At 55.5% G+C, this 25,406-nt stretch carries 31 protein-coding genes and 1 pseudogene; 9 read left to right on the top strand and 23 right to left on the bottom strand.

Annotated features, from left to right (window positions below; all coding sequences use genetic code 11):
* A partial coding sequence (locus tag ACTF5M_RS08915) for a 3-hydroxyacyl-CoA dehydrogenase family protein (RefSeq protein WP_438960667.1) occupies positions 1-432 on the top strand: 432 nt, incomplete at its 5' end.
* On the opposite strand, the gene ACTF5M_RS08920 is transcribed toward ACTF5M_RS08915, so the two are convergent.
* The 7 genes and pseudogenes from ACTF5M_RS08920 to ACTF5M_RS08950 all read right to left on the bottom strand — a co-directional run bounded on the left by ACTF5M_RS08920 (position 433) and on the right by ACTF5M_RS08950 (position 5,838).
* On the bottom strand, positions 433-1,308 hold the full coding sequence (locus tag ACTF5M_RS08920; protein WP_438960668.1) for a lysophospholipid acyltransferase family protein: 876 nt from the start codon (positions 1,306-1,308) through the stop codon (positions 433-435). It lies immediately after the preceding gene.
* Between the two features lie 33 nt (positions 1,309-1,341).
* Positions 1,342-1,620, bottom strand: a complete 279-nt coding sequence (locus tag ACTF5M_RS08925; RefSeq protein WP_438960669.1) for an HPr family phosphocarrier protein — start codon at positions 1,618-1,620, stop codon at positions 1,342-1,344.
* Positions 1,617-2,021: a PTS sugar transporter subunit IIA gene (locus tag ACTF5M_RS08930; RefSeq protein ID WP_438960670.1), complete on the bottom strand. Its 405-nt coding sequence runs from the start codon at positions 2,019-2,021 to the stop codon at positions 1,617-1,619. Before ACTF5M_RS08930 ends, ACTF5M_RS08925 begins: the two co-directional genes overlap by 4 nt.
* Complete coding sequence (rapZ, locus tag ACTF5M_RS08935) at positions 2,018-2,944, bottom strand: RNase adapter RapZ (protein ID WP_438960671.1); 927 nt, start codon at positions 2,942-2,944, stop codon at positions 2,018-2,020. The genes ACTF5M_RS08930 and rapZ overlap by 4 nt, the downstream gene beginning before the upstream one ends.
* The gene (locus ACTF5M_RS08940; protein WP_438960672.1) at positions 2,937-3,374 is read right to left on the bottom strand and encodes an HPr kinase/phosphorylase; all 438 of its coding nucleotides are present in this window, start codon (positions 3,372-3,374) and stop codon (positions 2,937-2,939) included. Before ACTF5M_RS08940 ends, rapZ begins: the two co-directional genes overlap by 8 nt.
* Positions 3,375-3,422: 48 nt before the next feature.
* Positions 3,423-5,068, bottom strand: a pseudogene (locus tag ACTF5M_RS08945) (ATP-binding protein).
* A gap of 68 nt (positions 5,069-5,136) precedes the next feature.
* The gene (locus ACTF5M_RS08950) at positions 5,137-5,838 is read right to left on the bottom strand and encodes a response regulator transcription factor (protein WP_438960673.1); all 702 of its coding nucleotides are present in this window, start codon (positions 5,836-5,838) and stop codon (positions 5,137-5,139) included.
* A 287-nt stretch (positions 5,839-6,125) separates the two neighbouring features.
* Between ACTF5M_RS08950 and ACTF5M_RS08955 the strand changes: the two genes are divergently transcribed.
* A complete protein-coding gene (locus tag ACTF5M_RS08955) occupies positions 6,126-7,724 on the top strand; it encodes a phosphoenolpyruvate carboxykinase (RefSeq protein WP_438960674.1) in 1,599 nt (532 codons plus the stop codon).
* A gap of 52 nt (positions 7,725-7,776) precedes the next feature.
* Here the strand turns inward: ACTF5M_RS08955 and ACTF5M_RS08960 are convergent, their stop codons facing one another.
* Positions 7,777-8,544, bottom strand: coding sequence for a sulfite exporter TauE/SafE family protein (locus tag ACTF5M_RS08960; protein ID WP_438960675.1), 768 nt, complete (start codon positions 8,542-8,544; stop codon positions 7,777-7,779).
* A 182-nt stretch (positions 8,545-8,726) separates the two neighbouring features.
* On the opposite strand from ACTF5M_RS08960, the gene ACTF5M_RS08965 reads away from it, so the two are divergent.
* Positions 8,727-10,415: an acyl-CoA dehydrogenase family protein gene (locus tag ACTF5M_RS08965; protein ID WP_438960676.1), complete on the top strand. Its 1,689-nt coding sequence runs from the start codon at positions 8,727-8,729 to the stop codon at positions 10,413-10,415.
* Between the two features lie 129 nt (positions 10,416-10,544).
* Positions 10,545-10,937 (top strand): META domain-containing protein, encoded by a 393-nt coding sequence (locus ACTF5M_RS08970; RefSeq protein ID WP_438960677.1) that lies wholly within the window; start codon positions 10,545-10,547, stop codon positions 10,935-10,937.
* On the opposite strand, the gene recO is transcribed toward ACTF5M_RS08970, so the two are convergent.
* The 11 genes from recO to folK form a co-directional block, all read right to left on the bottom strand.
* A complete protein-coding gene (gene recO, locus ACTF5M_RS08975) occupies positions 10,934-11,677 on the bottom strand; it encodes a DNA repair protein RecO (RefSeq protein WP_438960697.1) in 744 nt (247 codons plus the stop codon). The two genes, ACTF5M_RS08970 and recO, sit on opposite strands and share 4 nt — an antisense overlap.
* Positions 11,677-12,015, bottom strand: coding sequence for a DUF1491 family protein (locus ACTF5M_RS08980; RefSeq protein WP_438960678.1), 339 nt, complete (start codon positions 12,013-12,015; stop codon positions 11,677-11,679). The genes recO and ACTF5M_RS08980 overlap by 1 nt, the downstream gene beginning before the upstream one ends.
* Positions 12,012-12,920 carry a GTPase Era gene (gene era / locus ACTF5M_RS08985; protein ID WP_438960679.1) on the bottom strand — a complete coding sequence of 303 codons (909 nt, stop codon included), beginning with the start codon at positions 12,918-12,920 and terminating at the stop codon, positions 12,012-12,014. The genes ACTF5M_RS08980 and era overlap by 4 nt, the downstream gene beginning before the upstream one ends.
* On the bottom strand, positions 12,917-13,597 hold the full coding sequence (gene rnc / locus ACTF5M_RS08990; RefSeq protein WP_438960680.1) for a ribonuclease III: 681 nt from the start codon (positions 13,595-13,597) through the stop codon (positions 12,917-12,919). The genes era and rnc overlap by 4 nt, the downstream gene beginning before the upstream one ends.
* Complete coding sequence (gene lepB, locus ACTF5M_RS08995; protein ID WP_438960681.1) at positions 13,597-14,376, bottom strand: signal peptidase I; 780 nt, start codon at positions 14,374-14,376, stop codon at positions 13,597-13,599. The genes rnc and lepB overlap by 1 nt, the downstream gene beginning before the upstream one ends.
* A gap of 76 nt (positions 14,377-14,452) precedes the next feature.
* The gene (gene acpS, locus ACTF5M_RS09000; protein ID WP_438960682.1) at positions 14,453-14,860 is read right to left on the bottom strand and encodes a holo-ACP synthase; all 408 of its coding nucleotides are present in this window, start codon (positions 14,858-14,860) and stop codon (positions 14,453-14,455) included.
* A 40-nt stretch (positions 14,861-14,900) separates the two neighbouring features.
* Positions 14,901-15,647, bottom strand: coding sequence for a pyridoxine 5'-phosphate synthase (locus ACTF5M_RS09005; RefSeq protein WP_438960683.1), 747 nt, complete (start codon positions 15,645-15,647; stop codon positions 14,901-14,903).
* Positions 15,648-15,725: 78 nt separating this feature from the next.
* Positions 15,726-16,397: a DUF2062 domain-containing protein gene (locus ACTF5M_RS09010; protein ID WP_438960684.1), complete on the bottom strand. Its 672-nt coding sequence runs from the start codon at positions 16,395-16,397 to the stop codon at positions 15,726-15,728.
* 104 nt (positions 16,398-16,501) lie between these two features.
* Positions 16,502-18,664 carry a RelA/SpoT family protein gene (locus ACTF5M_RS09015; RefSeq protein ID WP_438960685.1) on the bottom strand — a complete coding sequence of 721 codons (2,163 nt, stop codon included), beginning with the start codon at positions 18,662-18,664 and terminating at the stop codon, positions 16,502-16,504.
* 15 nt (positions 18,665-18,679) lie between these two features.
* Positions 18,680-19,036, bottom strand: a complete 357-nt coding sequence (gene rpoZ, locus ACTF5M_RS09020) for a DNA-directed RNA polymerase subunit omega (protein WP_438960686.1) — start codon at positions 19,034-19,036, stop codon at positions 18,680-18,682.
* Positions 19,037-19,118: 82 nt separating this feature from the next.
* Entirely contained in the window at positions 19,119-19,721 is a 603-nt protein-coding gene (gene folK, locus ACTF5M_RS09025; protein WP_438960687.1) for a 2-amino-4-hydroxy-6-hydroxymethyldihydropteridine diphosphokinase, read from the bottom strand.
* Between the two features lie 120 nt (positions 19,722-19,841).
* Here folK and ispH point away from each other — a divergent pair, with 120 nt between their 5' ends.
* The 4 genes from ispH to rnhA are packed head-to-tail and all read left to right on the top strand — an operon-like array spanning position 19,842 to position 22,288.
* Positions 19,842-20,792, top strand: coding sequence for a 4-hydroxy-3-methylbut-2-enyl diphosphate reductase (gene ispH, locus ACTF5M_RS09030; protein WP_438960688.1), 951 nt, complete (start codon positions 19,842-19,844; stop codon positions 20,790-20,792).
* Positions 20,789-21,241 (top strand): DUF3429 domain-containing protein, encoded by a 453-nt coding sequence (locus tag ACTF5M_RS09035; RefSeq protein ID WP_438960689.1) that lies wholly within the window; start codon positions 20,789-20,791, stop codon positions 21,239-21,241. Before ispH ends, ACTF5M_RS09035 begins: the two co-directional genes overlap by 4 nt.
* Complete coding sequence (locus tag ACTF5M_RS09040) at positions 21,238-21,828, top strand: class I SAM-dependent methyltransferase (protein WP_438960690.1); 591 nt, start codon at positions 21,238-21,240, stop codon at positions 21,826-21,828. The genes ACTF5M_RS09035 and ACTF5M_RS09040 overlap by 4 nt, the downstream gene beginning before the upstream one ends.
* Before the next feature lies 1 nt (position 21,829).
* Positions 21,830-22,288 (top strand): ribonuclease HI, encoded by a 459-nt coding sequence (gene rnhA, locus ACTF5M_RS09045; protein WP_438960691.1) that lies wholly within the window; start codon positions 21,830-21,832, stop codon positions 22,286-22,288.
* Positions 22,289-22,302: 14 nt separating this feature from the next.
* On the opposite strand, the gene ACTF5M_RS09050 is transcribed toward rnhA, so the two are convergent.
* From ACTF5M_RS09050 to def (ACTF5M_RS09065), 4 genes are read right to left on the bottom strand one after another with little or no spacing between them, the layout of a single operon-like run.
* A complete protein-coding gene (locus ACTF5M_RS09050; RefSeq protein ID WP_438960692.1) occupies positions 22,303-22,515 on the bottom strand; it encodes a hypothetical protein in 213 nt (70 codons plus the stop codon).
* 27 nt (positions 22,516-22,542) lie between these two features.
* Positions 22,543-23,454 (bottom strand): methionyl-tRNA formyltransferase, encoded by a 912-nt coding sequence (gene fmt / locus ACTF5M_RS09055; RefSeq protein WP_438960693.1) that lies wholly within the window; start codon positions 23,452-23,454, stop codon positions 22,543-22,545.
* A gap of 3 nt (positions 23,455-23,457) precedes the next feature.
* The gene (gene def / locus ACTF5M_RS09060; RefSeq protein ID WP_438960694.1) at positions 23,458-23,961 is read right to left on the bottom strand and encodes a peptide deformylase; all 504 of its coding nucleotides are present in this window, start codon (positions 23,959-23,961) and stop codon (positions 23,458-23,460) included.
* A 9-nt stretch (positions 23,962-23,970) separates the two neighbouring features.
* Entirely contained in the window at positions 23,971-24,492 is a 522-nt protein-coding gene (gene def, locus ACTF5M_RS09065) for a peptide deformylase (protein ID WP_438960695.1), read from the bottom strand.
* Between the two features lie 120 nt (positions 24,493-24,612).
* Between def (ACTF5M_RS09065) and ACTF5M_RS09070 the strand changes: the two genes are divergently transcribed.
* The coding region (locus tag ACTF5M_RS09070) for a MalY/PatB family protein (protein WP_438960696.1) at positions 24,613-25,406 on the top strand (794 nt) is incomplete at its 3' end.

The raw sequence follows: 25,406 nt of genomic DNA on the forward strand, positions 1-25,406 counted from the left end.
CAGCTGGTTGAACTGATCCGCGGTATCGCCACTGACGAAGATACATTCAAAACCTGCCACGCCGTTGTTGAGCGTCTTGGCAAAACATCTGCCACCGCAGAAGATTTTCCCGCATTCATCGTCAACCGCATCTTGATGCCGATGATCAACGAAGCGATCTATACACTGTACGAGGGCGTCGGTTCGGTGACGTCTATCGACACGTCCCTAAAGCTGGGCGCAAATCACCCGATGGGCCCGCTTGAGTTGGCCGATTTCATTGGCCTTGATACCTGCTTGTCCATCATGAACGTTTTGCACGACGGGCTGGCAGATACGAAATACCGGCCCTGCCCGCTGCTGACAAAATATGTGGAAGCTGGATGGTTGGGACGCAAAACGAAACGCGGGTTTTATGATTACCGCGGCGAAACGCCCGTTCCGACCCGTTGATTAGTCTGCCTTAAGGGCCAGTGTTTTCTCACGAAGCCACGCCATAAAGCCGCGTGGGTTGGCAGACCATTTCTGAATCTCCGCCGGATCAAATGGTGCGCCGACCACCGGGCTTTGCGGTTTATTAAGCGCGTGAACCACCTCGTGGATCAACAGGCCCTGCCGCAACGTGGGCGAGATTTTATTAGCAATTTGATACATCCGGCTGTTTTGCCCGGGAAAGTAAATCGGCACCACGGCGGCTTTTGAGCGCTGAATCATCTTGGCCGTAAAAGGGTTCCACTCTGCCTCAACGGCGGGGCCAAAGAACGTCTCTGAGCATGACACAACACCGGATGGAAACAGCACAACCACGCCGCCAGCAGACAAATGCGCCATCGCTTGTTTGCGCATATCAAGGCTTTTTTGCAGGCTGTCGTCCTCATGCGGAAAGGGCACCGGGATCATGAATTCTTCGATCTCATCCACGCCAGTCAACAGCGATCGCGTCAGGATTTTGTAATCTGTGCGCACGCGGCCGATCAATTCCGCCAAGATCATACCATCAACCAAACCGTGCGGGTGGTTGGCCACCACAACAACCGGCCCAGTGGCGGGAATGTTGGCAATTTGCTCGGCGGGCGTTTCAAGGGTGATACCCATATGGCGCAGGGCTTGTTTCCAAAACGCCTGACCGTAGGCTGCGCCCTCACGCTCGAACCGGCGGATAAGATAGAGCAGTGGAATTTTGCCCGTCATCCACTCCATCACGCGGATTACGTTGGCTTTGAACGGATTGGTAAATGTATTCGCATAAGACAAGCGGCGCTTGTCATAGGGCACCACGTCTGCAGGCGCGCCTTGGGCTGGGGGTCTTTGTTCAAGGCGATCAACCATTGAAACGATCCTTTTTAGCAGCCCCTACAAACACTAGAATTCTTCGCCGAACTTATCAACGATCAGTGTTTCCAAGGCTTGCGCCGCCGCATCTGCATCGGCGCCCGAAATTTCAACATTGATAAAACTTCCTTTCGATGCTGCCAACATCAAAAGCCCCATTATGCTGTCACCTGTGGCACTAAGCCCATCTTTACTGACCTCAACGTTTGCGGCGTGTTGCTCGACCACCTCAACAAATTTCGCAGAGGCGCGGGCATGAAGGCCCTTTTGATTGATGATCTCGAAGGTTTTGGAAATAGTTTGGGTCATAACTCGTATCCGGTTTGGCCCACGGTTCGGGCGTCCATATATTTGCGGCCGGCATCACGGGCGCCCAAAACGGCGGCCTTCAGCGGTAAGCTGCGGGTTTTCGCGAGCTTGATCAAAAGGGGCAAATTGGCGCCATAAAGGATCATGCGGTTTGCGGGGTTGCACGCGGCCAGACTAAGGTTGGAGGGCGAGCCCCCGAACATATCAGTGACAACGACAACGCCGTCGCCTGTATCCACTGTGTTGGCGGCGCTGCAAATTTCGGCCTCTTTGGCGATGCGGTCGTGCTCGTAACTGATCTCGACAGTGACAATTCCCGCTTGCTGACCGACCACATGTTCAACCGCGCGCAAATATTCGCGGGCCAATCCACCATGTGCAACGATCACAATGCCAATCAAGTGGATGTTCCTTTGAGGGGCAGCGAGGCGCTGCGGTGTCGGTCTAATTCGCGATGCCTAACTGACATTTCCCAGCCTTGTTGCGCAAGGGCTTTAGCCAGCATTTGTGCAACTGTGACGGATCGGTGCTGTCCGCCTGTGCAGCCAAGCGCCACGGTAAGGTGTGTCTTGCCCGACGCCTTGAACGCAGGAAACAGCGTGCGCAACATGCCAGTCAGGTGATCAAAGAAAGGATCAAAAAGCGGATCGGCCATGACGTAATCTTGCACTGGCACATCAAGGCCAGTGTTTTCACGCAAAGCGGGCTTCCAATGGGGGTTGCGCAAAAAGCGGCAGTCAAACACCAGATCAACCCCTTGGGGCAGCCCGCGCTTATAGGCAAAGGATTGCACTGTGATCGCCAAATTCGCAGCACCACCCGTGGCGAAAGAGCCGCCAAGTGTTGTGATCAATTCTTGGGCGGTTAACGTCGAGGTATCAAAGATATAACCAGCGCGCTTACGGATAGGGGCAAGCAACGCAACCTCGGCGCGGATGCCAAGCAACGGCGCGTCTTGCGGCGCAAGCGGGTGGCGGCGGCGGGTCTCGGAATACCGTTGGACCAGCACATCTTCGCGGGCATCCAGATAGATCACCTCACATTGAACACGCTTCATCAGCGCAAAGACCGCATCAACGGAAAAATCACGGTTGCGCACATCAAGACCCAAAGCCATGCGCCGCGACACAGGCGGTCCATCCAAAAGGCGCGGGATCAACGACAGCGGCATGTTGTCGATTGCCTCAAAACCCAAATCTTCCAATGCCGCGATTGCAGTGGCGCGCCCCGCCCCAGACGGCCCCATCACCAAGACGACCGGCGCGGTATCATCAGCGTTTTCGGCTCTTGGCATTTGGGCGGGCGTTGCACTTGGCTCAGACATCATTGGCAATCCCGCATTTGAGAAATTGCAAATAGGCCGCCGGTGCATAATCCGCGGCCACCGCCGGAAGGGCGCGGCACTTTAGCCCCAGAAATTCGGTATAGCGTGGTGCGGGCAACCGCGTGGGTGCTTCAGCATCTGGCGGTGGCACCTGATCCAGATCAATCACAGCCATGACCTGCGCTTGCGCGACAGGATTTGCGCGCAACACACCGATGCTGCGCGCCTCGATCAGGCCAGAAATATTGGGGGCGGCAGCAGCCATCAGGGCGCCATCAACGTTGTGCAGAGCCGTTTGATCATCAGCCACCAATTGAGCTCCAAGCGCTATCATTTGCAGCCCAAGGGCAGACTTACCACGCCCCGCGGCACCCATAATCATGAGCGCGCGTCCATCAACAGCAACAGTGGTGGCGTGGATAAGGTCCATCTCCAGCCCCTAGCACACCATCTGTTCAAATTGAAGAAAAACGCGCGGCTAAACAGGCAAGCCCACCACAAAGCGCGCACCAAGAGGGTCAGAGGTGACATCCGCATCAGTCGGGCGGATGTTTTCGGCCCAGATAACGCCGCCGTGGGCCTTAACGATTTGCTTGGAAATCGCCAAGCCCAGACCCGAGTTATTGCCAAACTGCTGTTCGAGGCGCTCAGAATAAAAGCGTTTGAACACTTTGCTCAGCGCCTGATCGGGAATTCCAGGGCCTGTGTCTTCGACAACGATCAACACGCGGTTATCACGGCGGCGAACCCAAACGCGGATGGCATCGCCCTCGTCGCAAAAGGACACAGCGTTGGTGATGAGATTGACGAACACCTGCGCCAAGCGCCCCTCAAGACCGTCGATCATGATAGGCCCCGGTGGCAGGTCCGAGACCAGCTCCACCCCTTTTTCAGACGCACTTTGGCCCAAATAATCTGACAGGTTCGAAAGCATGTTCAAAAGGTCGAACGGCTCTTCTGCTTCTTTGACCAACTCACTGTCCAAGCGCGATGCGTTGGAAATGTCACTGACCAAACGATCAAGGCGCTGCACGTCATGTTCGATCACTTCAAGCAGGCGCTCGCGCTGATCATCGCGCTTGGTCACGCGCATTGTGCCTACCGCAGACCGCAAAGAGGCCAGCGGGTTCTTGATTTCATGGGCAACATCAGCGGCGAATTGTTCATTCGCCTCAATCCGATCATAAAGCGCGCCGACCATGCCGCGCAGCGCACCAGACAAGCGGCCAATCTCATCCGGGCGGGCGGTTAAATCAGGAATACGCACCCGCGACGGGGCACGTTTAGACGAACTTTTGTCGCGCCCAATTTCAGCAGCCGCCGCCAGATCAGACAGCGGGTTCGCGATGGCCGAAGCCAACACAAAACTAAGGCCGACACTAACAAAAATAGCGATCAAAAACATCTGCAACAGATTTTCACGCTCGCTTTTCACAAGCTGGTCAATCTCACCCGCCGCACTTGCCATGCCGATTGCACCGATGACCGCGCCGTTTTGCAGGATCGGCGTGGCAACCGTAAAAATGGTTTGCCCGCTTGCATCAATGGCGGGCACAACAACGGTTTGCCCCGCCAGCGTCTGGCCCAGCAACTGCCGCACAAGGTCTTGGGAGGTCACCGTATCCGCGTCAGTAGGCGCGCCACCGATCACCCGCGCAATGCCGCGCCATGCGCCAGCCAGCATATCCGTGATAAACGTCCCGCCGTCTGCTGGATTGCCAAGAACCGCGCTGTTGCCGCATTCCGCGCCCAACGACTGCGCCACAAGAACCGCTGATGGATCAAAAACAAAACATCCGACTGACCGCGCAGATGAAGCTCAGCCAGTGTTTTGGGCGCGTCTACCCCATCAGCAGTTGCCAAGTTTACAGGCGTACCTGCGGGCACCTGCGCCTCAAACACGTCTGCGATCAATTCAACTTCTGTCAACAAAGAGGCGGCGCGTTGAAACGCCGAACTGTCACGCGAGGTATTGAGGTAAAGCAGCCCCGCCACCAAAATCATCAGACCCAACAAGTTGAAGGTGATGGTCTTGCGCACCAAAGGCGAGCTTGTCAGCGCAGACAAACCCCGCCTGTCACGGCGCGCGCGCAGCTCCGTGTCGATCCCCCCTTTGGGGTTCACCCAAGGCGATGCTGGCCTCGCGCACTGACTTCAAGGAAGGAATATCAACGTTGCTCAACGCGGGCGCTCTATTCTTCGTTGTAGCGGTAACCGATGCCGTAAAGCGTCTCGATCGCAGCGAAATCACTGTCGGCAGTGCGCATCTTTTTGCGCAATCGTTTAATGTGACTGTCGATGGTGCGGTCGTCCACGTAGACTTGCTCGTCGTAGGCTACGTCCATCAACTGATCGCGCGATTTCACAAACCCGGGGCGTTGCGCCAAGGCTTGCAGCAACAAAAACTCGGTCACAGTGAGCGAGACATCATTGCCCCTCCACGAGACCGCGTGGCGCAGTGGGTCCATGCTAAGTTCACCGCGAACCATGATTTTGGTTTCTTCGGTTTCGGCAATCTCAATCCCGTCAAGCGCATCCTGCCGGCGCAATAGGGCGCGAATACGCTCTACCAAAAGGCGCTGGCTGAAGGGCTTTTTGACGTAATCATCCGCCCCCATCCGCAGGCCTAGAACCTCATCAATCTCGTCTTCTTTGGACGTCAAGAAAATGACTGGCATCGCGCTTTTCTGGCGCAAGCGCTGCAACAAATCCATCCCGTCCATGCGCGGCATCTTAATGTCGAGCACAGCCATATCAGGCATCTGCTTGTTGAACGCATCTAGGGCGGCTTGCCCGTCGTTATATGTTTGAACGTCAAAGCCTTCAGCTTCGAGCGTCATGGAGACAGACGTCAGAATATTCCGATCGCCTTCGACCACAGCGATCTTGGACATACTACTCATCCTCAATTTTAATCGTTATTGCCTACTTTTATAGACAATATCACCGTTTTCACCCTGCGAATCAACTGATATCTCGCAAACGGGGCTGATAGGTGCGCGCTGAGTAAGCGCATCACTTCCTTAAATGATGATAAACGTCGCAGATGAGAAACAGTGTTTGCGCTAAACCCGAATTGGTGGCGCTAACAGGGCAAATGCGTCCTGTTCAACTCTGGAAACGTCATGTTAAGCGCCTTGTATTCCGCGCAAATACCAGCGCCAACTCTTGGAGACTTCAAATGACACTTGGACGGGTCAACCCAAACCACACCCTCGACGCACAAGGCATCAAGGGGCTTGGGCAAGTCTATTACAATTTGTTGGAACCAGCGTTAATCGAAACAGCTCTCAAGAATAACGAGGGTACTTTGGGCAAAGGTGGCGCCTTTTTAGTAAGCACCGGTAAGTTCACGGGCCGCTCGCCCAAGGATAAGCACGTTGTGCGCACAGCCTCTGTTGCCGATAGTATCTGGTGGGAAAATAACGCCGAAATGTCCGAAGCGGGTTTTGACGCGCTTTATGAAGATATGCTGGCCCACATGAAGGGCCGCGATTACCACGTACAAGATTTGTTTGGCGGATCGGACCCTGCGCAACGCCTTGACGTGCGCATGGTGACCGAGCTTGCTTGGCACGGGTTGTTCATCCGCCACATGCTGCGCCGCCCCGAGCGCGCCGAGCTGGACAGCTTTGTACCCGACTTCACCGTCATCAACTGCCCCTCATTCAAAGCGGACCCTGCCAAACACGATTGCCGCAGCGAGACCGTGATTGCGATGAACTTTGGCCGCAAAATCATCTTGATTGGCGGCACGGAATACGCGGGCGAGAATAAAAAATCTGTGTTCACATTGCTAAACTACTTGCTGCCCGAAAAGGGCATTATGCCAATGCACTGTTCGGCCAACCACGCCAAGGGCAACCCTATCGACACGGCCGTGTTTTTTGGTTTGTCGGGCACAGGCAAAACCACGTTGTCTGCCGATCCAAACCGTGTGTTGATCGGCGACGATGAGCATGGCTGGTCTGACCGAGGGACGTTCAACTTTGAAGGCGGCTGCTATGCCAAGACCATCAATTTGTCCGCCGAGGCAGAGCCCGAGATTTACGCGACCACCTCCAAGTTTGGCACAGTCATCGAAAACATGGTGTTTGATCCCGAAACCAAAGAACTGGATTTCGGCGACGACAGCCTGACCGCCAACATGCGCTGCGCGTACCCGCTTGAGTATATCTCGAACGCGTCTGAAACGGCCCTTGGTGGACACCCCAAGCATATCATCATGTTAACCTGTGACGCCTTTGGTGTGTTGCCTCCGATTGCGCGCCTGACACCAGCCCAAGCGATGTACCACTTCTTGTCCGGCTTCACGTCAAAAGTAGCCGGCACAGAGCGCGGCGTGACCGAGCCCGAGCCCACGTTCTCAACGTGTTTTGGCGCACCTTTCATGCCCCGCCGCCCAGAAGCCTATGGCAATTTGCTACGCGAAAAGATTGCAAGCCACGGCGCGACGTGCTGGCTCGTAAACACCGGCTGGACCGGTGGCGCGTATGGCACAGGCTCGCGGATGCCAATCAAAGCAACCCGCGCACTGTTGACCGCAGCACTTGATGGTTCACTCAACGAAGGAACGTTCCGTAAAGATCCAAACTTTGGCTTTGACGTGCCCGTTACTGTGGCTGGCGTCGACGCAGGCCTGTTGGATCCGCGTAGCACATGGGCCGACAAAGCGGCCTATGACGCCCAAGCGCAAAAGTTGGTGGATATGTTTGCCACCAACTTTGAGCAGTACGTGCCGTTCATCGATGAAGACGTAAAAGCGGCCGCAATCGGCTAACTCATAGCGCTGTGGCCCTGCCCCAAGCGGGCGGGGCCGCATGCAATCAGGGCTAACCCAGAACGCCGCGACGGATCAGGTTAAGCCCCGCTACGACCAAAACAATCAGGGTAATTTTGCGGAACTTGGCTTGGTCCAGTTTCGATTGCACCGCCATACCCGACAGCAACCCAATGCCCGCAGGCACCAGCATCAGTGCCGAAAGCGACCATGTTTGCGCATTGAAAATGCCGGACTTCAGGTGAGCTGAAAAAAGCGCCACAGAACCTGCGCCGTAAATCACGCCCTGCACACGCAAGTTCTCGCGCTTGGCGATATCCAGTGCGGTCAGATACAGTACAGTAGGCGGCCCCCATGTGCCCGAAAGCCCCCCAAGCGAGCCTGCAAAAAGCGCCACGCCAATCTCAACCGGTCGGCGGTTGCCTGGGTTGATGGACGGGCGCCAGCCGATCAGTTGCAACGTGGCAAAGAACGTCACAGGAATGCCCAAAATCAGATAAAGCACCCACCGTTCGAGCGATGTCACAAGCTGTGCAGTCACAAGGATCATCGACAGGCAAATCAACAAATAGAGCCGGTGCTTCTTAGCCGATTCGTAGGCCGCGCGAATACCGGTGCGAAAAGCCTGCAACAAATTAGCGGCGACCGTGGGCAAAATCAGCGTGGCAATTGCCAATTCGGGCGACAACAGCGTGCCAAGGCCCGAAACCATGATCATCGGCATCGCAAATCCCACGGCACCTTTGACAAATCCTGCAAGTAGGCCGATCATCACAAAAGCGAAGATAATAAGCGCGGGTTGTTCGTATAGAATTGTCATAGGGACAGCATTATCGGATTGCGCTGCAAACAACAGCAGGCAAATTCACTGCCGACACTGCCCTGCAAGACATAAATCTGGTGCGACACATTTGTGCGCAAGATGTAATTTTCGCGAATTATTATTGCGCTGCAGGTGCAAAGTGCGTATGCAGAAACTCAGTTTTGAAAAGGAAGCTTCTCATGGCCCATGACGGACAAGATATGACCCTCACGCAAGCTACTGTTCTGCCTGATCTTTTGGCACTGACGGCAGATGCTATCGCGCCCTGCGAAAAAGTACTGGAGACCGCGAAAGACTGCCTTCGCACCACAGTCACGGACGGCGATCGCATCAGCGGTGCGTTGATTGAGCAAAATCAGACGGCGGCACATGGGCTGGCGTGGTTGGCTACATATGTAGAGGCCCTGCGCCAAATGCAGAACTGGGCCGAAAGTTTGCAGGCTTCAGGCACATTCGGTGAGACCGAACAGCTGCTGCATCAGATCGCCTTTGGTGAATACCTTTGGCAAATCTACGGTGGCATCCCGATGAACCAAGGCGAAATCCTGCGCCTGCAAGACATCGGCATGACCCAAGAGCAAATGGGCGCGCTGATGACGCCTGCGGTGATGAAGCTGACCCAAAGCGGCAACACCCAAGCCGCGCGCACCCGCCTTGTGGAGCTGATGCAGGAGCAATCCGCCAACATCACCGTTGGTGCCTCTGGGCTGGATGAAGAGCTGGAAATGATCCGCGAGCAATTTCGCCGCTATGCGGTTGAGAAGGTTGAGCCCTTTGCCCACGAATGGCACCTCAAGGACGAGTTGATCCCTATGGAGATCATCGAAGAGCTGGCCGAGATGGGTGTGTTCGGCCTGACCATTCCCGAAGAATACAGCGGGTTCGGCCTGTCCAAGGCGTCTATGTGTGTGGTCTCCGAGGAGCTTTCGCGCGGCTACATCGGTGTTGGCAGCCTTGGCACCCGCTCTGAAATTGCAGCCGAATTGATCCTTTGCGGCGGTACAGAAGAACAAAAGCAAAAGTGGCTGCCCCGTTTGGCAAGCGCTGAGACGTTGCCCACAGCCGTTTTCACCGAGCCCAACACGGGCTCTGACCTTGGTGCGCTGCGCACCCGTGCGGTCAAAGATGATAACGGCGATTATGCGGTGACCGGCAACAAAACGTGGATCACCCACGCCACCCGCACACAGATCATGACGCTGCTTGCGCGCACGGCCCCCGAGACAACCAACTATAAAGGGTTGTCCATGTTTATCGCCGAGAAAACCCCCGGCACCGAGGAAAACCCCTTCCCGACTGAAGGCATGACCGGCGGCGAGATCGAAGTACTGGGCTACCGCGGCATGAAGGAATATGAACTGGCGTTCGATAACTTCCATGTCAAAGGCGAGAACCTTTTGGGCGGCACCGAAGGTATGGGTTTCAAGCACTTGATGGAGACCTTCGAAAGTGCGCGCATCCAAACCGCCGCGCGGGCCGTTGGTGTGGCTGCATCTGCGCTGGACGTCGGGATGCAATACGCGCTGGACCGTAAACAGTTCGGCAAGTCGTTGATCAACTTCCCACGCGTTTCCAGCAAATTGGCCATGATGGCCGTTGAAACCATGGTTGCCCGCCAGCTGACGTATTTCTCAGCCAATGAGAAAGACGAAGGCCGCCGCTGTGATCTTGAGGCGGGAATGGCGAAACTTTTGGGTGCGCGGGTTGCGTGGGCTGCGGCCGATAACGCGGTGCAGGTCCACGGCGGCAACGGTTTTGCGCTTGAGTACAAAATTAGTCGCATTCTGTGTGATGCACGTATCCTCAACATCTTCGAAGGCGCTGCAGAAATTCAGGCACAGGTTATTGCGCGTCGCCTTTTGGGATAAGCGGTTTAGCCAAACACATCTGACATACAAAGTCCCTGCCACTGTGCGGGGGCTTTTGCGTTTGCGGCGCTCACAAGGATATGAATAACCGGCACTTGCCGCCCCGTAGGTCAGCAGTAGGGTAAGTGCATGAAAACCTTCCTGCCCTTCGTTCTTTGCGCATCACTTGCGGCCTGTGCTGCAGATGAAACGATTACGGCTTATGGTGCCGGTGACAACGTTTGGCATGTGATCGAAATAAACGGCGCGGCTTTTGACGCGACCGCAACAATCAGCTTTGCCGCAGCGGAAACCGTGACTGGTACGGCCCCGTGCAACACATTCACCGCACGTCAGATGGCGACTTACCCGTGGATTAAACTTGGCGCAACAAAGCGCGCCTGCCCCGACTTAGCGCAAGAAGCTACGTTCTTTGAAACATTGAGCGCAGTAAATACTGCGGATGTTCTGGGGGGCACAATGATTTTGAGGGCTGTCACTGAAGGTGAAACCACAGCACAGATGGTACTGGAGGCGTGCTAAGACTGTGCCTCTGTTTGGGCTAAGCGGCGCATTGCATCTATAAGGCGGGCGCGTGCGGCAGGGACAGGCTTGCCTCCTAGGTTTTTCGCCAATTGGGTTTCCAGAAAATGCCCCGTTACTTTCAGCGCTTTGCAAATCTCGGTTGTGCTGGCGTCGCCCTCGCCCAACAGAACTGGTGGCAGTGGCAGCAATTTGGAGGCGTATTCGCCCGCTCCTTTTGTTGTCACGGCCCGCCCCGTTTTAGGGCTAACAAAGGCCAAGCCTTCTTGCGCACCGGTCACAGCGCAAGCGCTTAGGTCAAGCCCATAGCCCGCGGTTTCAAGCAGCATCATTTCCCACTGAAGATAAGCCAGTGGCCACACATCATCTTGCCCAAGCAAATCAAGAAGGGCCGTGGAACGCGCGTAAAAATCAGCGTCCCCTTCCCCTTCAGCCAGTGAAAACGCCAGCAAAGACGTGACCGCCGTGAGCCCCGCCAACGCAAAGCGGTTGTTCATAGCAATGGCCGCGCGACTGCGCTGTGGCTCAACAGTGAAGGCCCCAAGGTGTTCGGCCAAACGTGCTTTCCAAGTGACGTCAAGTTGCGCACCAGCTTGTAACACCGGTGTCATTTTCCGGCTGGACGCGCCGCGTACCACCCCTGAGGCCAGACCGTGTTCGGCCGTGAACACTTCAATGATCGCAGCGCTTTCTGCGTGGCGGCGCACCGATAGCAAAACGCCCTCGTCACGCCACGTGATCATTCGCTTAGACCCGGCTCATCCAGCAAATGGCGGCCTTTCCGGTCTTCGACCTCAATCACCCAAAGGTCGGGATCAAAGCTGCGCTGTTTGCTCAATGAAGCATCCACATCATGCTCATCGCCCTCGGCCAAAATGACCCAATTGCGATCACCCGTCATAATGTCAAAGCTGCGTTGGTAGGCCGTGGCTTTACCATCAAGGGTGTTCATCTTGATCAAAATAGCCCCTGCGGTCAGATCACCTTTGGCCACCACAAACGCAGGAATATCCATCAGGCGCAGTCGCGTCAGGTACGCCCCCACCCACACATCAGCGGTGAGACGTGCCAAACTCATGGGGCGCCGTCTTTGAAATCAAGCCCCATTTCGGAATAGCGCTCGGATTCTTCAAGCCAGTTTGGACGGACTTTGACCTGCAAAAAGAGGTGCACTTTGCGGCCAACGAATTCTGTCAGCTCTTCACGTGCCGCTTTACCAAGCGCTTTGATTGTCTCTCCGCGGTTGCCAAGGACGATCCCTTTGTGGCCGTCGCGCATCACATAGATCAGCTGATCGATGCGTACCGAACCATCTTCGCGTTCTTCCCATTTTTCCGTCTCTACGGTCATTTGGTAAGGCAGCTCTTGGTGCAAGCGAAGGGTCAGTTTTTCGCGGGTCACTTCGGCTGCAATCATACGCATGGGTAGATCAGCGATCTGATCTTCGGGGTACAAATAGGGCCCCTCTGGCACGACACCCGCAAGCCAAGATTTCAGCGTGTCGGTCCCGTGGCCTTTTTCAGCGCTGATGAGGAAAGTTTCTTCAAAGGCAAACAATGCGTTCAACTCTTTGGTCAGCCCCAGCAGAACATCTGCTTGAACGCGGTCGATCTTGTTGATGGCAAGGGCAACGCGTTGTGTCCCCTCACGCTCTGACAGGCTTTCGATAATCTGGCGAACCCCATCCGTGATGCCGCGGTGCGCTTCGATCATCAGAACAACGATGTCCGCATCCGCAGCCCCACCCCACGCGGCCGTGACCATAGCGCGGTCAAGGCGGCGGCGCGGACGGAAAATACCAGGGGTATCCACGAAGACAATCTGACTTTCACCGGACATGGCAACACCGCGAATACGGGCGCGGGTCGTTTGTACTTTGTGGGTCACGATGGACACTTTTGCGCCAACCATGCGGTTGAGAAGCGTAGATTTCCCTGCGTTGGGCTCTCCGATGAGGGCCACAAATCCGGCGCTTGTTGTCATGATTTTACCTTTTCCAAAAGCGCCTTTGCAGCGGCTTGTTCGGCGTTGCGTTTGTTGCCTGCGGTGGCCGTCGCGGCCTCGCCGCTGGTCAGCTGTACTTCGATTGTGAAGACCGGTGCGTGATCAGGGCCACTGCGCGAGACTTCACGGTAACTGGGCGGATTTTGCTTAAGGCTTTGCGCGTGTTCCTGCAGCGTTGTCTTGGCATCGCGGGCATCTGCCTCAACTGTTTCGACCCGCTTACCCCAAAGGCGCAGAATAGTGCTTCGCGCGGCTTCAAAGCCACCATCACGGTAAATCGCGGCAATCACCGCTTCCATCGCATCACCTAAAAGGGCCTCTTTGCGACGTCCGCCAGAAAGCATCTCGGAGCGACCTAATTTCAGCACAGCACCCACGTCAATGTCACGGGCCACGGCGGCGCAGGTTTCTTTGCGCACAAGCGCATTGAAGCGCGGCGCGAGTTTGCCTTCGGCGGCAGCGCGATCTGCATCAAGAAGGGCTTCGGCCATTACGAGGCCCAGAACACGGTCCCCCAGAAACTCGAGCCGCTGGTTGTCATCGCGGTTTGGCGTGGACATGGACGAATGGGTAACGGCCCGCACCAGAAGGTAGGGCCGGTCAAAGGCGTATCCCAAACGGGTTTGGAATGCTTTCAGGTCTGCGCTTAGCTTCATTACAACTTCTTAAAGAAACGGTCCGCGCGCCATGTCCAAAAGAACAACATAGAGCGACCTTGTGAGCTGAAGATAACGCGGTCGGCGCGACCGATGAGATACTTGGCCGGTACAAAACCAACGCCCCCAAGTGACTGCGGAAAACGGCTGTCAGATGAGTTGTCGCGATTGTCGCCCATAAAGAAATAGTTGCCTTCGGGCACTGTGTAGACGGGTGTATTATCGGCGCTGCTGACGCGCACATCCAAGATGGAATGGGACGAACCGTCAGGCAGTGTTTCGATGTATTTGTCCTTGATGCAATCCGCGCCAAGGCCAACCGACCCTTTACAAGCGGGCAACCGTTTTTGCGGACCTTGGGGTTCGAACACCTCAACGAACTCACCAGCGGCTTCAATGCCCACGGGGGTGTCGTTGATGTGCAGAACAGCGTTTTTCATTTGAATGCGGTCGCCCGGCATCCCCACAACGCGCTTGATGAAATCCGAGTTGTTCACAGGGTGGCGGAACACCACAATATCACCGCGCTCGGGCTCAGAACCAAAGATGCGATCCGGAATAGGACAGGCAGAAAACGGGCAGGAATACTGTGAATACCCATAGGCCATTTTGTTCACAAACAGAAAATCACCGACCAGCAGCGTGTCTTTCATAGAGCCTGATGGGATCCAGAATGGCTGAAAGAACAGGGTGCGAAAGACGCCCGCAATCAGCAAAGCATAGACGACGGTCTTGATGGTCTCGCCGATGCCATCTTTGGCTGTGTCTTTTTTGGCCATAAAAAAGGTCCGATCTGTAAAAATGAGTTGGGGCTAGATGGGCCGCGAGGGCACGACTGTCAAGGTTTGCAGCTTATCAGCGGGCGGAAACGGGCCGTGCCTCAATCACAACGAAGGCCTGCGCCCACGGATGATCATCGGTTAAGGTTACATGAACAATCGCTTCATGCCCGTCGGGCGTCATGGCGGCGAGGCGATCTTTGGCCCAACCCGTCACATGCATCACGGGCTGGCCTGTGCGCAGATTACTTACGGACATATCTTTCCACGCAATCCCCATGGCTAGCCCTGTGCCAAGCGCCTTGGAACATGCTTCTTTGGCGGCCCACCGCTTGGCGTAGGTGCCAGCAACGTCTTTGCGGCTTTCAGATTTGCGTTTTTCTTCATTCGTAAAGACGCGATTTTTGAACCTGTCACCGAACCGATCAAGCGTGCCTTGAATACGCTCAATATTCGCCAGATCTGTGCCAATCCCAAGGATCATGCGCCGCACTCCCCATGGGCGAAATATGTGCTACCGATCTTCACAGTGTGCGCGCGGCATCCATCAGGCGGCGCATTTCAGCCATCGCGTCCGGCAAGCCGCGGAAGATTGCCTCGCCGATAAGGAAATGACCGATGTTAAGTTCTTTGACCTCGGGCAATGCGGCGATGGGGCCGACGCAGCCAAAGGTCAGACCGTGGCCTGCATGGACCTCGAGCCCGAGGCTATGCGCGTAGCTGGCCATGTCAGTCAGCTTGGCCAGTTCGGCGTCACGTGTCAGCAAATCACCTTCGGCAAAAGCGTCACAATAGGCACCAGTGTGCAATTCAATCACTTCTGCGCCAATCCGGTGCGCCGCATCAATTTGGCGCGGATCAGCGGCAATAAAAATTGAAACGCGCGAGCCAGCTTCGCGCAGCGGCGCGATGTAATGGGCAAGACGGTTTTCTTCGCGGGCTACTTCAAGGCCACCTTCAGTTGTGCGTTCTTCGCGCTTTTCGGGCACAATACATACTGCATGGGGTTTATGGCGCAGCGCAATTTGCTGCATTTCATCAGTGGCAGCCATCTCAAAGTTAAGCGGCACCGTAAGCGCCTCCATCAACGCTTCGATATCCGCGTCACCGATATGGCGGCGATCTTCGCGCAGGTGTGCGGTAATACCGTCGGCGCCCGCCTCTTGGGCAACAATCGCCGCACGCACAGGATCAGGCACAGCACCGCCACGGGCATTGCGAACAGTCGCAACGTGATCAATATTCACCCCAAGGCGTAGTTCCTGTGTCATCTCGCTGATCCCTTCGCACATCGTGTGATGAAGACATTAGGAGAAACCCGTGACGGTGCAAGGGGCGAAGCGAAAGAGTCACGGATCGTGAGGCTGACCTTCGACCTTTTTGGCCGCAGCCTTCTGTGCTGCTTTCTCGCGAATTTCAGCAAGTTTCTTTTTCAGCATACCTTTGCGGCGGTTTTTATAGGCCCGAATGACCGGCACGCTAAGGAAATAACAGGCGTAGGCACAGACCACGCCCGGAAAGATACCGCCCACAAGATAAGGATAAAACACTTCTGCAAAAAAGACGTGAAGCCCATGCCAGTCCGCAACCCGGTCCGAAAACAAAGTCGTAAAATTGTGCGCAAGATCAAGAAACGCATCGGCAAATTTACCGCCCAGTGAGCGTTCAACATCGATGACAGTACCGGTACCGAGCAAGAAATGCCCTGTCCCTAATGACGCTGCCCCGATGGGAATATAGGTCAGCGGGTTGCCAAAGAACGTACCCAGCAAAGCCGCCAGAATGTTGCCGCGCATGGCCTTGGCAAGGGCTGCTGCGATCAAGAAATGCAGTCCGTAAAACGGCGTGAAGGCCGTGAATACGCCCGCCCAAATACCGCGGGCAATTGTTTCAGGCTCATCTGGCAAACGGCGCAAACGGTGTTTTACATAATGGAACGCGCGCGCCCAACCGCCGCGGGGCCATAAGAACTCGCGCGCAGTGCTCAGCCAAGACCGTTTATCGCGGCGTTTGAAAATCAAAATATGTCCTTCGTTGCTGGCCGATGTTCAGCACATATGTTTGGTGCGACTTTACTCAACCCACCTGCTAATAACAGACCCCAGTTCGCGTTTTGGGATTAGCCTTAATGGACCGTGTTGCTGGCCTCTGCCCCTTTGAAGCCCTTACGCGGCACGTTATCACCGCGCATCCGCGCGATGTGCGCAACGCTGGTGTCAGCCTCGAGCGCGGTGCAAACCGCGTGCATGTGGCTGACGTCTCTTAGCTCAACATCAATGATCAAACGGTAAAAATCAGGGGTGCGTTCTTCAAATGTGATGTTTGAAATATTTGCGCCGCGCTCACCGATAAGTGTGCATAGACGGCCCAAAACACCCGCATCATTGGCGATGGTCAGTTCAATCGTTGCACCGTAAATCGCCGCGTGCGGCCCCTCGTGCCAATGCAGATCAACCCAGCGATCACTGTCGTCATCAGTCAGCTGGGTAAGCGTGTTGCAGTCAATCGCATGGATCGAAACACCCTCACCAAGGGTAGTAATGCCAACAATCCGCTCACCCGGAAGCGGTGCACAGCAGCTCGCACGCCGGAACGTTTGATCCGCACGCAAGCCAACAACGGCGCGGCTACCTTCGACAATTTCGCCCGTTTTTGCGGCCAATTCAGGGAATAAGACCTGAATGACATCGCGCGCGGTGATCTGCGCGGCACCAAGCTGTGCAAGCAATGTATCGCGTCCGCCAAGCCCCATGGTTTTGGCGGCTGTGGTCAACGCTTTATCTGTTGCTTGCTTGCCTATGTGTTCAAACCCGACGCGCGCAAGTTCTTGGCCAAGCTTGATGTAGCGCTCTGTGTCTTCTTCACGCAACGCACGGCGAATGGCAGAGCGCGCCTTGCCCGTTTGCGCAATTTCCATCCATGTGGCTTCAGGTTTTTGGCCCTCGGCCGTGATGATCTCAACGGATTGACCATTTTTGAGGCGGGTCCACAACGGCACACGCAGGCCGTCAATTTTGGCACCAACACAGGCGCTGCCAATCCTCGTGTGGATCGCATAGGCAAAATCAATCGGGGTCGCACCGCGCGGCAATTTGAACACATCACCCTTTGGAGTGAAGCAAAACACCTGATCGGAATACATTTCCAACTTAACGGCCTCAAGGAACTCATCGTGATCCTCGGCCTGCTCAAAACGCTCCTTCAGACCAGCAACCCATTTTGCCGGATCAACGGCGAAGGGGTTATTTGAGCGCACACCGTCGCGGTAGGACCAGTGAGCAGCCACGCCATCTTCGGCCACATCGTGCATTTGGTGTGTGCGGATTTGGACCTCAACGCGTTTACCGTCACGCCCAGAAACAGTGGTGTGCAAGCTGCGGTAGCCGTTGGATTTAGGTTGGCTGATGTAATCTTTGAAACGCCCGGGAATAGAGCGCCAGCGACGGTGGATGATGCCCAAAATTTGATAGCACTCAGCCTCTGATGCACAGACAATTCGAAAACCATAGATGTCGGAAAGACGGCTAAACCCTTGGTCTTTTTCCTGCATCTTGCGCCATATTGAGAACGGCTTTTTAGCGCGGCCAAAGACATCGGCCTCGATGCCCTCTTTCTCCAACTCGATGCGCATATCACCCGTGATCTGATGGATGACATCGCCAGTTTCTTTTTGTAGGCGAATAAAGCGGCGAATAATGCTGGCACGACCTTCGGGATTCAACACCTTGAAGGCCAGATCTTCAAGCTCTTCGCGCATCCACTGCATACCCATACGGCCCGCAAGAGGCGCATAAATGTCCATGGTCTCGCGGGCTTTCTGGGCCTGCTTTTCGGGGCGCATGGATTTGATCGTGCGCATATTATGGAGACGGTCAGCAAGCTTCACGAGGATCACGCGGAAGTCCTTGGACATCGCCATGAACAATTTGCGGAAATTCTCGGCCTGCTTTGTCTCGGTACTGGTCAGTTGAATATTGGTCAGCTTGGTGACGCCGTCCACCAAATCCGCCACCTCACCAGAGAACAGCTTACTGACCTCGGCATAGGAGGCGTCCGTGTCTTCGATTGTGTCATGTAAAAGCGCCGTGACGAGCGTGGCGTCATCAAGGCGCTGCTCAGTCAGAATGGCGGCAACAGATACGGGGTGCGAAAAGTATGGTTCGCCGGAATGGCGAAACTGACCTTCGTGCATGCGCAGGCCGTAATCGTAAGCCCTGCGCAGCACATCTTCGTTCGTATGTGGATTATAGCTGCGGACCAGCGCGATCAGGTCATCGACTGGGATCATCTAGCAGCTAAGCCCTTACTTTTGATCTTGAGCTTCCATCAACATGGCGCGCAAAAGATCTTCTTCCGCCATATCGTTTTCTGCCGGCTTGTCAGTTTCCTGACCCATCAGAAGCGCCATATCATCGTCTTCTGCTTCGTCGACTTCGATCTGGTTCTGGTTGCTCTCGATCAGACGCTCGCGAAGATCATCCGCTTGCTGTGTCTCATCAGCGATCTCACGCAGAGAAACAACAGGGTTTTTGTCGTTGTCACGGTCCACAGTGATGGGCGCCCCGCTCGCGATTTCGCGGGCGCGATGTGCAGCCAGCATAACCAAATCGAAACGGTTCGGAACCTTATCAACGCAATCTTCTACGGTAACGCGCGCCATCAGGCAGCCCTCCAAATTGGGAAAAATCCATGAAGAATAGGCAACTAGGGCAGATTCCCTTTATTTGCAACTGAAAACTAGCTCAAATGCGCCATTCTTCGCCAGAGCAGATCAACGACACCTCTGCGATGTCTTCTGCAGGACTGCGCGCAAGCAGCTCTGTCACCGTTTGCCCCAGCACAGGATGGCACCATGTTGGTGCAACGTCTGCAAGCGGGACAAGGACAAACGCCCGCTCGTGCAAACGTGGGTGCGGCAAGATCAATTGGTCCGGCGCGCTTAATTTCTGGGTTTCAAGCGGCAGGTTTTGCCAGCGATCAAATGTCGCTAGATCAGGGGCAACCTGTGTACCAAGCGCCAACAGATCAAGATCAAGCGTCCGCTGGCCCCACCGCTGCACACGCTGGCGACCAAAATCGGCTTCTATTTTGTGCAACGCCTTCAGCACAGAGGCTGCTGGCAAATCCGTGAAAAGCGCCAGCGCGGCGTTGACATAATCAGGGCCCGCCCCTGCTGGAAAGCAAGGCGTTGCGTACAGACCGCTTTGTTGCACTGGACCCAAAACGCGCGCCACTTCGCCTGCTGCACGTTCAATAATCATGCGGCTGGTTTCGGCCTCGGTCTGCATGTTGCTGCCCATGGCAATCAAACAGACAGTCGGTTCGGTTTTGGTTTGTGTCGCCACAGCGATGGCCCCTTAAAAATTCTTGTCTCTTCTAACGCACACCACAGCAGCATTTTCAATCCGCCCCTAGACGCCGCCACCGCAAAACGCATAGTTTCTGGGCAATCGTTGGAGACCTTCATGACCAAAGCGCCGCTTACCTTATACCTTGCAGCCCCACGCGGCTTTTGCGCCGGCGTGGACCGCGCCATTAAGATCGTTGAAATGGCGATCGAGAAATGGGGCGCGCCTGTCTATGTTCGCCACGAGATCGTTCACAACAAATTTGTTGTCGACACCCTGCGCGAGCAAGGCGCAGTTTTCGTTGAAGAACTGGATGAATGCCCAGATGACAGGCCGGTTATTTTCTCGGCACATGGGGTGCCAAAGTCAGTGCCTGCCGCCGCCTCCGCCCGTGAAATGGTTTATGTGGATGCAACCTGCCCACTGGTGAGCAAAGTGCACATCGAAGCACAGCGCCATGCAGACAACGGATTGCAAATGGTCATGATCGGTCACGCCGGACACCCCGAAACGGTAGGCACCATGGGACAGCTGCCTGACGGTGAGGTGATACTGGTTGAGACTGTCGACGACGTCGCCCGCATCGACGTGCGCGACCCCAATCAGCTTGCCTTCGTGACCCAAACAACCCTGTCGGTCGATGATACCAAAGACATCGTTGAGGCGCTGAACACACGTTTTCCCAACATTGTTGGACCGCATAAAGAAGACATCTGTTATGCCACGACCAACCGCCAAGAGGCCGTTAAGGCCATGGCGCCGAAATGCGATGCAATGCTGGTAGTGGGTGCGCCCAATTCCTCAAACAGTCAGCGCCTTGTTGAGGTTGGTCGCAAAGCAGGCTGCACCTATTCCCAACTTGTGATGCGCGCTGAAAACATTGATTGGCGCGCGCTTGCAGGGATTAAGAGCATTGGCATCACCGCAGGTGCATCAGCCCCCGAAGTACTGATCAACGAGGTCATTGATGCATTCAAATCACGCTTTGATGTGACCGTTGAGCAAGTAGTCACCGCAGAAGAAAACGTTGAATTCAAAGTGCCGCGCGTGTTGCGCGAACCTGCATGATGCAAATCCCACGTTCTGCCCTGTTGCTTGGTCTGGCCGGTGTGATCCCATTTGCGTGGGGTGCGCTGACAACCGTGAATGCCGATCTGCAAATTTGGGGCAGCGTCAACTTGGGCCCACGCTTTGTTGGGCCTTACGTGCAGCTTTTCTATGGCTCGGTTATCTTGTCATTCATGTCCGGCGTGCTTTGGGGGTTTGCGGCCAAAACCACAGGGCGCATGGCAACGGCGGGATACGCCCTGTCGGTCATTCCGGCGCTTTGGGCGTTTTTCATGACCGGCGGCGGGCCTACGTCTGCGGGGACATCGCTAATCTTCGGGTTCCTTGGATTGCTACTGCTTGACTGGTTCTTTTGGCGGCTTGGGTTGGCACCAAGCTGGTGGATGAATTTGCGCGGATTGCTGACCGCACTGGTTGTGGGCTGCCTTGCAGTCGGAGTTTACGCGTGAGCGACCTTGAAACGATCGCCACCTATGATGCACGTGCGGCTGCCTACGCAGAGCATTTTTCCAACACTGCGCCCGACGCTGATCTTCAGGCGTTTATTGACGCGCTGCCGGACGGTGGGCACGTCCTTGATCTGGGATGTGGGCCCGCACATTCCGCCGCAATGATGCAGCACGCAGGCCTGTGTGTTACCGCATGGGATGCCAGTGCTGAAATGGTAGCATTGGCGCGACGGTTGCACGGCATTGAGGCCGAACAGAAAACGTTTGATGCGCTTGAATGCCAACAGACCTTTGACGGTGTCTGGGCGAACTTTAGTTTGCTGCACGCCGCCCGCCAGGATTTCCGACGCCACCTTAAGGCCATTCACGCGGCGCTAAAGAACGGTGGCTTACTGCACCTTGGCCTCAAAACAGGTACAGGCACCAAGCGCGACAAATTGGGGCGGCTTTACACCTTCTTTACCCCTACCGAATTGACCGACCACCTGCACAGCACCGGCTTTAGGCCAATCGCGTCTCGACAGGGTCGGGAAGTCGGGCTAGCAGGCACGGAAGATCCCTTCATTATTCTAAGAGCAACGCGCTGATATGGCCCAAATCTATGCATATACGGACGGCGCGTGCAGCGGAAACCCAGGTCCTGGCGGATGGGGGGCGATCCTTATCGCCAAAGACGGTGACAAAGTCCTGAAAGAGCGCGAATTGAAGGGCGGCGAAGCGCAGACCACCAACAACCGCATGGAACTTTTGGCAGCCATCCATTCACTTGAAACGCTTGAGCGGCCCGCCGTGGTCACGGTGGTCACGGACAGTGCCTATGTGAAAGGTGGCATTACCGAATGGATACACGGCTGGAAACGTCGCGGCTGGAAAACTGCGGCAAAAAAGCCCGTGAAAAATGTCGAATTGTGGCAGCGCCTTGATGAAGCAACCGCGCGGCATTCAGTGACTTGGGAGTGGGTCAAAGGCCACGCAGGGCACCCTGAAAACGAGCGCGCAGATGAGCTTGCCCGCGCAGGCATGGAACCGTTCAAGCAGCGCAGCTAAGCTACGGCCAAGCGTTATCTACGCCAATGCCACGGGACGATCACCAGCGCGCCAATGCTTGAAACAATCGCATTCACGCCCGGGCTGCCGAACCTGACACCAAACATGACCCGCAGCATGAAAAATGCCACCGTCCCACCGATACAAATGATGATAGAAGGCACATAGCCGTTGTGCGTGAAGCCTGATTTCTCGGCAATATACCCAACAACACACGCAATAAACAAAGACCCGAAAAGGCAAAAAACGCCATACTAGCTCCCTAATAACGAGGGAAGCGGCTTCCCTCGTAAGAACTCATCCACATCTTGCGCCGACTTTCCAGCCCTTTGCGCCCGACCGATCTGTACGGCACCCTCACCGCAGGCAACTGTAAAACCCCCAAGCACCTGACCGGCTTGCGCGGTATCGCTAGCTTCATCAGCAACACGGCTTTCCAAAAGCTTGACACGCACACTATCCGCCATGGTCCACGCACCGGGAAACGGCGATAGGCCACGGATTTGGCGGTCGATCTCGGTCGCGGTGTTGGACCAATCAATCTCCGCCTCTGCTTTGTCGATTTTATGAGCGTAGGTCACACCATCTTCGGGCTGTGGTGTCGGGATTAAATCATCAAGTTGGGCAAGCGCACTTACGATGGCCTGCGCCCCCATGCCTGATAAACGATCGTGCAGCGCGCCAGCCGTTTCACCGGTGGCAATAGGTGTTTCATGCCGCGACAGCACCGGCCCAGTATCAAGCCCCACTTCCATCTGCATAATGCACACACCGGTGTGCGCATCACCCGCCATAATCGCGCGGTGAATTGGGGCAGCACCACGCCAACAGGGCAGCAGACTCGCGTGGATGTTCAAACATCCTTTTTCAGGCGCATCCAGCACGGCCTGCGGCAGGATCAAACCGTAGGCAGCCACCACGGCAACCTCTGCATGATGCGCTGCAAACTCGGCTTGGGCCTCGGGGGTGCGCAAGCTTACGGGGTGATAAACAGGCAGTCCCAAGGCGTCGGCCCGCGCATGAACCGGTGTGGGGCGGTCTTTTTTACCGCGACCCGCAGGACGAGGCGGCTGACAATAAACGGCTGCAATCTCGTGTCCCGCATCCACCAACGCATCCAGAATAGGCACCGAAAAATCTGGCGTGCCCATAAATACAATACGCATGGCTTACCCCTTTTGAGCTTTGAGCGACTTTTTGATCAGCATATCGCGCTTGGGCCGTGACAAGCGGTGAATAAAGAGCCTGCCTGCAAGGTGATCAATCTGGTGCTGAACAGATGTAGCCCACACATCGACCAAATCGCGCTCTTGCGCCACGCCGTCGCGGTCAAGATATGAAACTGTCACAGCACGCGGGCGCTTCACCACCGCACTTACAAACGGCAAATTCGGGCTGGCCTCTTCGTGCTCACGCAGCACGCCACTGGCTGCAACAATACGCGGGTTTGCCATGCAAATCGCTTGGCCGCGTTTATCACTCGCATCAACAACGGCGAGGGCCTGCATCACACCAATTTGTGGCCCCGCAAGACCAACACCAGGCATTGCGTCCATCGTCTCGATCATGTCATCCCAGATGCGGCGCGTCTCATCGGTTACGGCCTCAACAGCAGCGGCTTTGGTCAGCAAACGGCGGTCAGGCCACATAACAAACGGACGGATCTGCGCCATGTCTGATCTCTACCCCCGCGCCAATTCGCGCTTAAGCTTTTGCATCTTACGGGTGATCATTTGCCGTTTGAGGGGGCGCAGATAATCGATAAAAAGTTTGCCGTCTAAGTGATCAATCTCGTGCTGAACACAAGTCGCCCACAGACCATCAAATTCTTCTTCATGGGACTGCCCGTCGAGACCAAGCCAACGCACAGTCACAACCGCAGGGCGCTCAACTTCGGCGTATTGCTCAGGGATCGACAAGCAGCCCTCATCGTAGACACCAACATCATCGCTTTCGGCAATCACTTCGGGGTTCATCATTACCAGCGGGCGCGGTTCCTCGCCCTCTTCTTTGACGCAATCCAGAACAATAATCCGCTGCAGCACACCAATTTGGTTGGCAGCAAGGCCAATGCCCGGGGCGTCATACATCGTCTCAAGCATATCATCGGCAAGCTTGCGCAGCTTGTAGGTGACGGCCTCAATGGGCTCTGCCACTTTCTTAAGACGGGGATCAGGGTGGATCAGGATGGGTAAAATGCTCATGTGCGGCACATAAGACATCGCCGCTTTGCTTGCAATCACCCCGCAGGCAATAGCCCTGCTTGCAATCACGGTGGGCGCGGCTAACACTGCCAGTGTTACATGTAATCCGGAGAAACCCCCATGAGCTTTGACGAAATCATCGACCGCCGCGGCACCCATTCAGTGAAGTGGGACATGATGGAAAGCATCTATGGCGTTTCTGCCGATGAAGGCCTTTCGATGTGGGTGGCGGACATGGATTTTGCAGCGCCCCAGTGCATCCAAGACGCCATCCAAAATATGCGTGACCACGAGGTGTACGGCTATTTCGGGGATGACAGTAAATACACCGCCGCCATTCAGTGGTGGATGAAAAATCGCCATGGCTGGGACGTACAGCCCGAGTGGATTTTCACAACCCACGGGTTGGTCAACGGTACCGCCATGTGTGTGGACGCCTTTACAAACGAAGGCGATGCGGTGGTTCTGTTCACCCCCGTATACCATGCCTTTGCCCGCGTCATTAAAGCCGCAGGGCGTGCAGTGACCGAACTTGATTTGACGCAAACAGATGGGAAATACACCCTTGATTTTGACGCCTTTGAGGCGGCAATGACGGGGCGCGAAACGATGATGATGCTGTGCTCACCGCATAATCCCAGCGGACGGGTCTGGACACATCAAGAGCTGACAGACATCGCACATTTTGCCAAACGTCACGACTTGATCGTGGTCAGCGACGAAATTCATCACGACCTCATTCTGTCACCAGACGCCAAGCACATCCCCTATCAACAGATTGCCCATGAAACAGATACTGTCGCGCGCACCGTTATGATGACGGCGACAACCAAAACCTTCAACATCGCAGGGTCCCACTCGGGCAATGTAATCATTGAAGATGCTTCGTTGCGCGCAAAATTTGCCGCGCGCAT

It is taken from the genome of Nereida sp. (assembly GCF_965655635.1).
Lineage (GTDB): Bacteria > Pseudomonadota > Alphaproteobacteria > Rhodobacterales > Rhodobacteraceae > Nereida.

Bases quoted from the DNA above. Each gene is read 5' to 3' on its own strand.
- ACTF5M_RS08920 (WP_438960668.1), bottom strand. From the start codon at position 1,308: ATGGTTGATCGCCTTGAACAAAGACCCCCAGCCCAAGGCGCGCCTGCA.
- ACTF5M_RS08925 (WP_438960669.1), bottom strand. From the start codon at position 1,620: ATGACCCAAACTATTTCCAAAACCTTCGAGATCATCAATCAAAAGGGC.
- rapZ (WP_438960671.1), bottom strand. From the start codon at position 2,944: ATGTCTGAGCCAAGTGCAACGCCCGCCCAAATGCCAAGAGCCGAAAAC.
- ACTF5M_RS08940 (WP_438960672.1), bottom strand. From the start codon at position 3,374: ATGGACCTTATCCACGCCACCACTGTTGCTGTTGATGGACGCGCGCTC.
- ACTF5M_RS08950 (WP_438960673.1), bottom strand. From the start codon at position 5,838: ATGTCCAAGATCGCTGTGGTCGAAGGCGATCGGAATATTCTGACGTCT.
- ACTF5M_RS08955 (WP_438960674.1), top strand. From the start codon at position 6,126: ATGACACTTGGACGGGTCAACCCAAACCACACCCTCGACGCACAAGGC.
- ACTF5M_RS08960 (WP_438960675.1), bottom strand. From the start codon at position 8,544: ATGACAATTCTATACGAACAACCCGCGCTTATTATCTTCGCTTTTGTG.
- ACTF5M_RS08965 (WP_438960676.1), top strand. From the start codon at position 8,727: ATGGCCCATGACGGACAAGATATGACCCTCACGCAAGCTACTGTTCTG.
- ACTF5M_RS08970 (WP_438960677.1), top strand. From the start codon at position 10,545: ATGAAAACCTTCCTGCCCTTCGTTCTTTGCGCATCACTTGCGGCCTGT.
- ACTF5M_RS08980 (WP_438960678.1), bottom strand. From the start codon at position 12,015: ATGAGTTTGGCACGTCTCACCGCTGATGTGTGGGTGGGGGCGTACCTG.
- era (WP_438960679.1), bottom strand. From the start codon at position 12,920: ATGACAACAAGCGCCGGATTTGTGGCCCTCATCGGAGAGCCCAACGCA.
- rnc (WP_438960680.1), bottom strand. From the start codon at position 13,597: ATGAAGCTAAGCGCAGACCTGAAAGCATTCCAAACCCGTTTGGGATAC.
- lepB (WP_438960681.1), bottom strand. From the start codon at position 14,376: ATGGCCAAAAAAGACACAGCCAAAGATGGCATCGGCGAGACCATCAAG.
- acpS (WP_438960682.1), bottom strand. From the start codon at position 14,860: ATGATCCTTGGGATTGGCACAGATCTGGCGAATATTGAGCGTATTCAA.
- ACTF5M_RS09005 (WP_438960683.1), bottom strand. From the start codon at position 15,647: ATGACACAGGAACTACGCCTTGGGGTGAATATTGATCACGTTGCGACT.
- ACTF5M_RS09015 (WP_438960685.1), bottom strand. From the start codon at position 18,664: ATGATCCCAGTCGATGACCTGATCGCGCTGGTCCGCAGCTATAATCCA.
- rpoZ (WP_438960686.1), bottom strand. From the start codon at position 19,036: ATGGCGCGCGTTACCGTAGAAGATTGCGTTGATAAGGTTCCGAACCGT.
- ispH (WP_438960688.1), top strand. From the start codon at position 19,842: ATGACCAAAGCGCCGCTTACCTTATACCTTGCAGCCCCACGCGGCTTT.
- ACTF5M_RS09035 (WP_438960689.1), top strand. From the start codon at position 20,789: ATGATGCAAATCCCACGTTCTGCCCTGTTGCTTGGTCTGGCCGGTGTG.
- rnhA (WP_438960691.1), top strand. From the start codon at position 21,830: ATGGCCCAAATCTATGCATATACGGACGGCGCGTGCAGCGGAAACCCA.
- fmt (WP_438960693.1), bottom strand. From the start codon at position 23,454: ATGCGTATTGTATTTATGGGCACGCCAGATTTTTCGGTGCCTATTCTG.
- def (WP_438960694.1), bottom strand. From the start codon at position 23,961: ATGGCGCAGATCCGTCCGTTTGTTATGTGGCCTGACCGCCGTTTGCTG.
- def (WP_438960695.1), bottom strand. From the start codon at position 24,492: ATGAGCATTTTACCCATCCTGATCCACCCTGATCCCCGTCTTAAGAAA.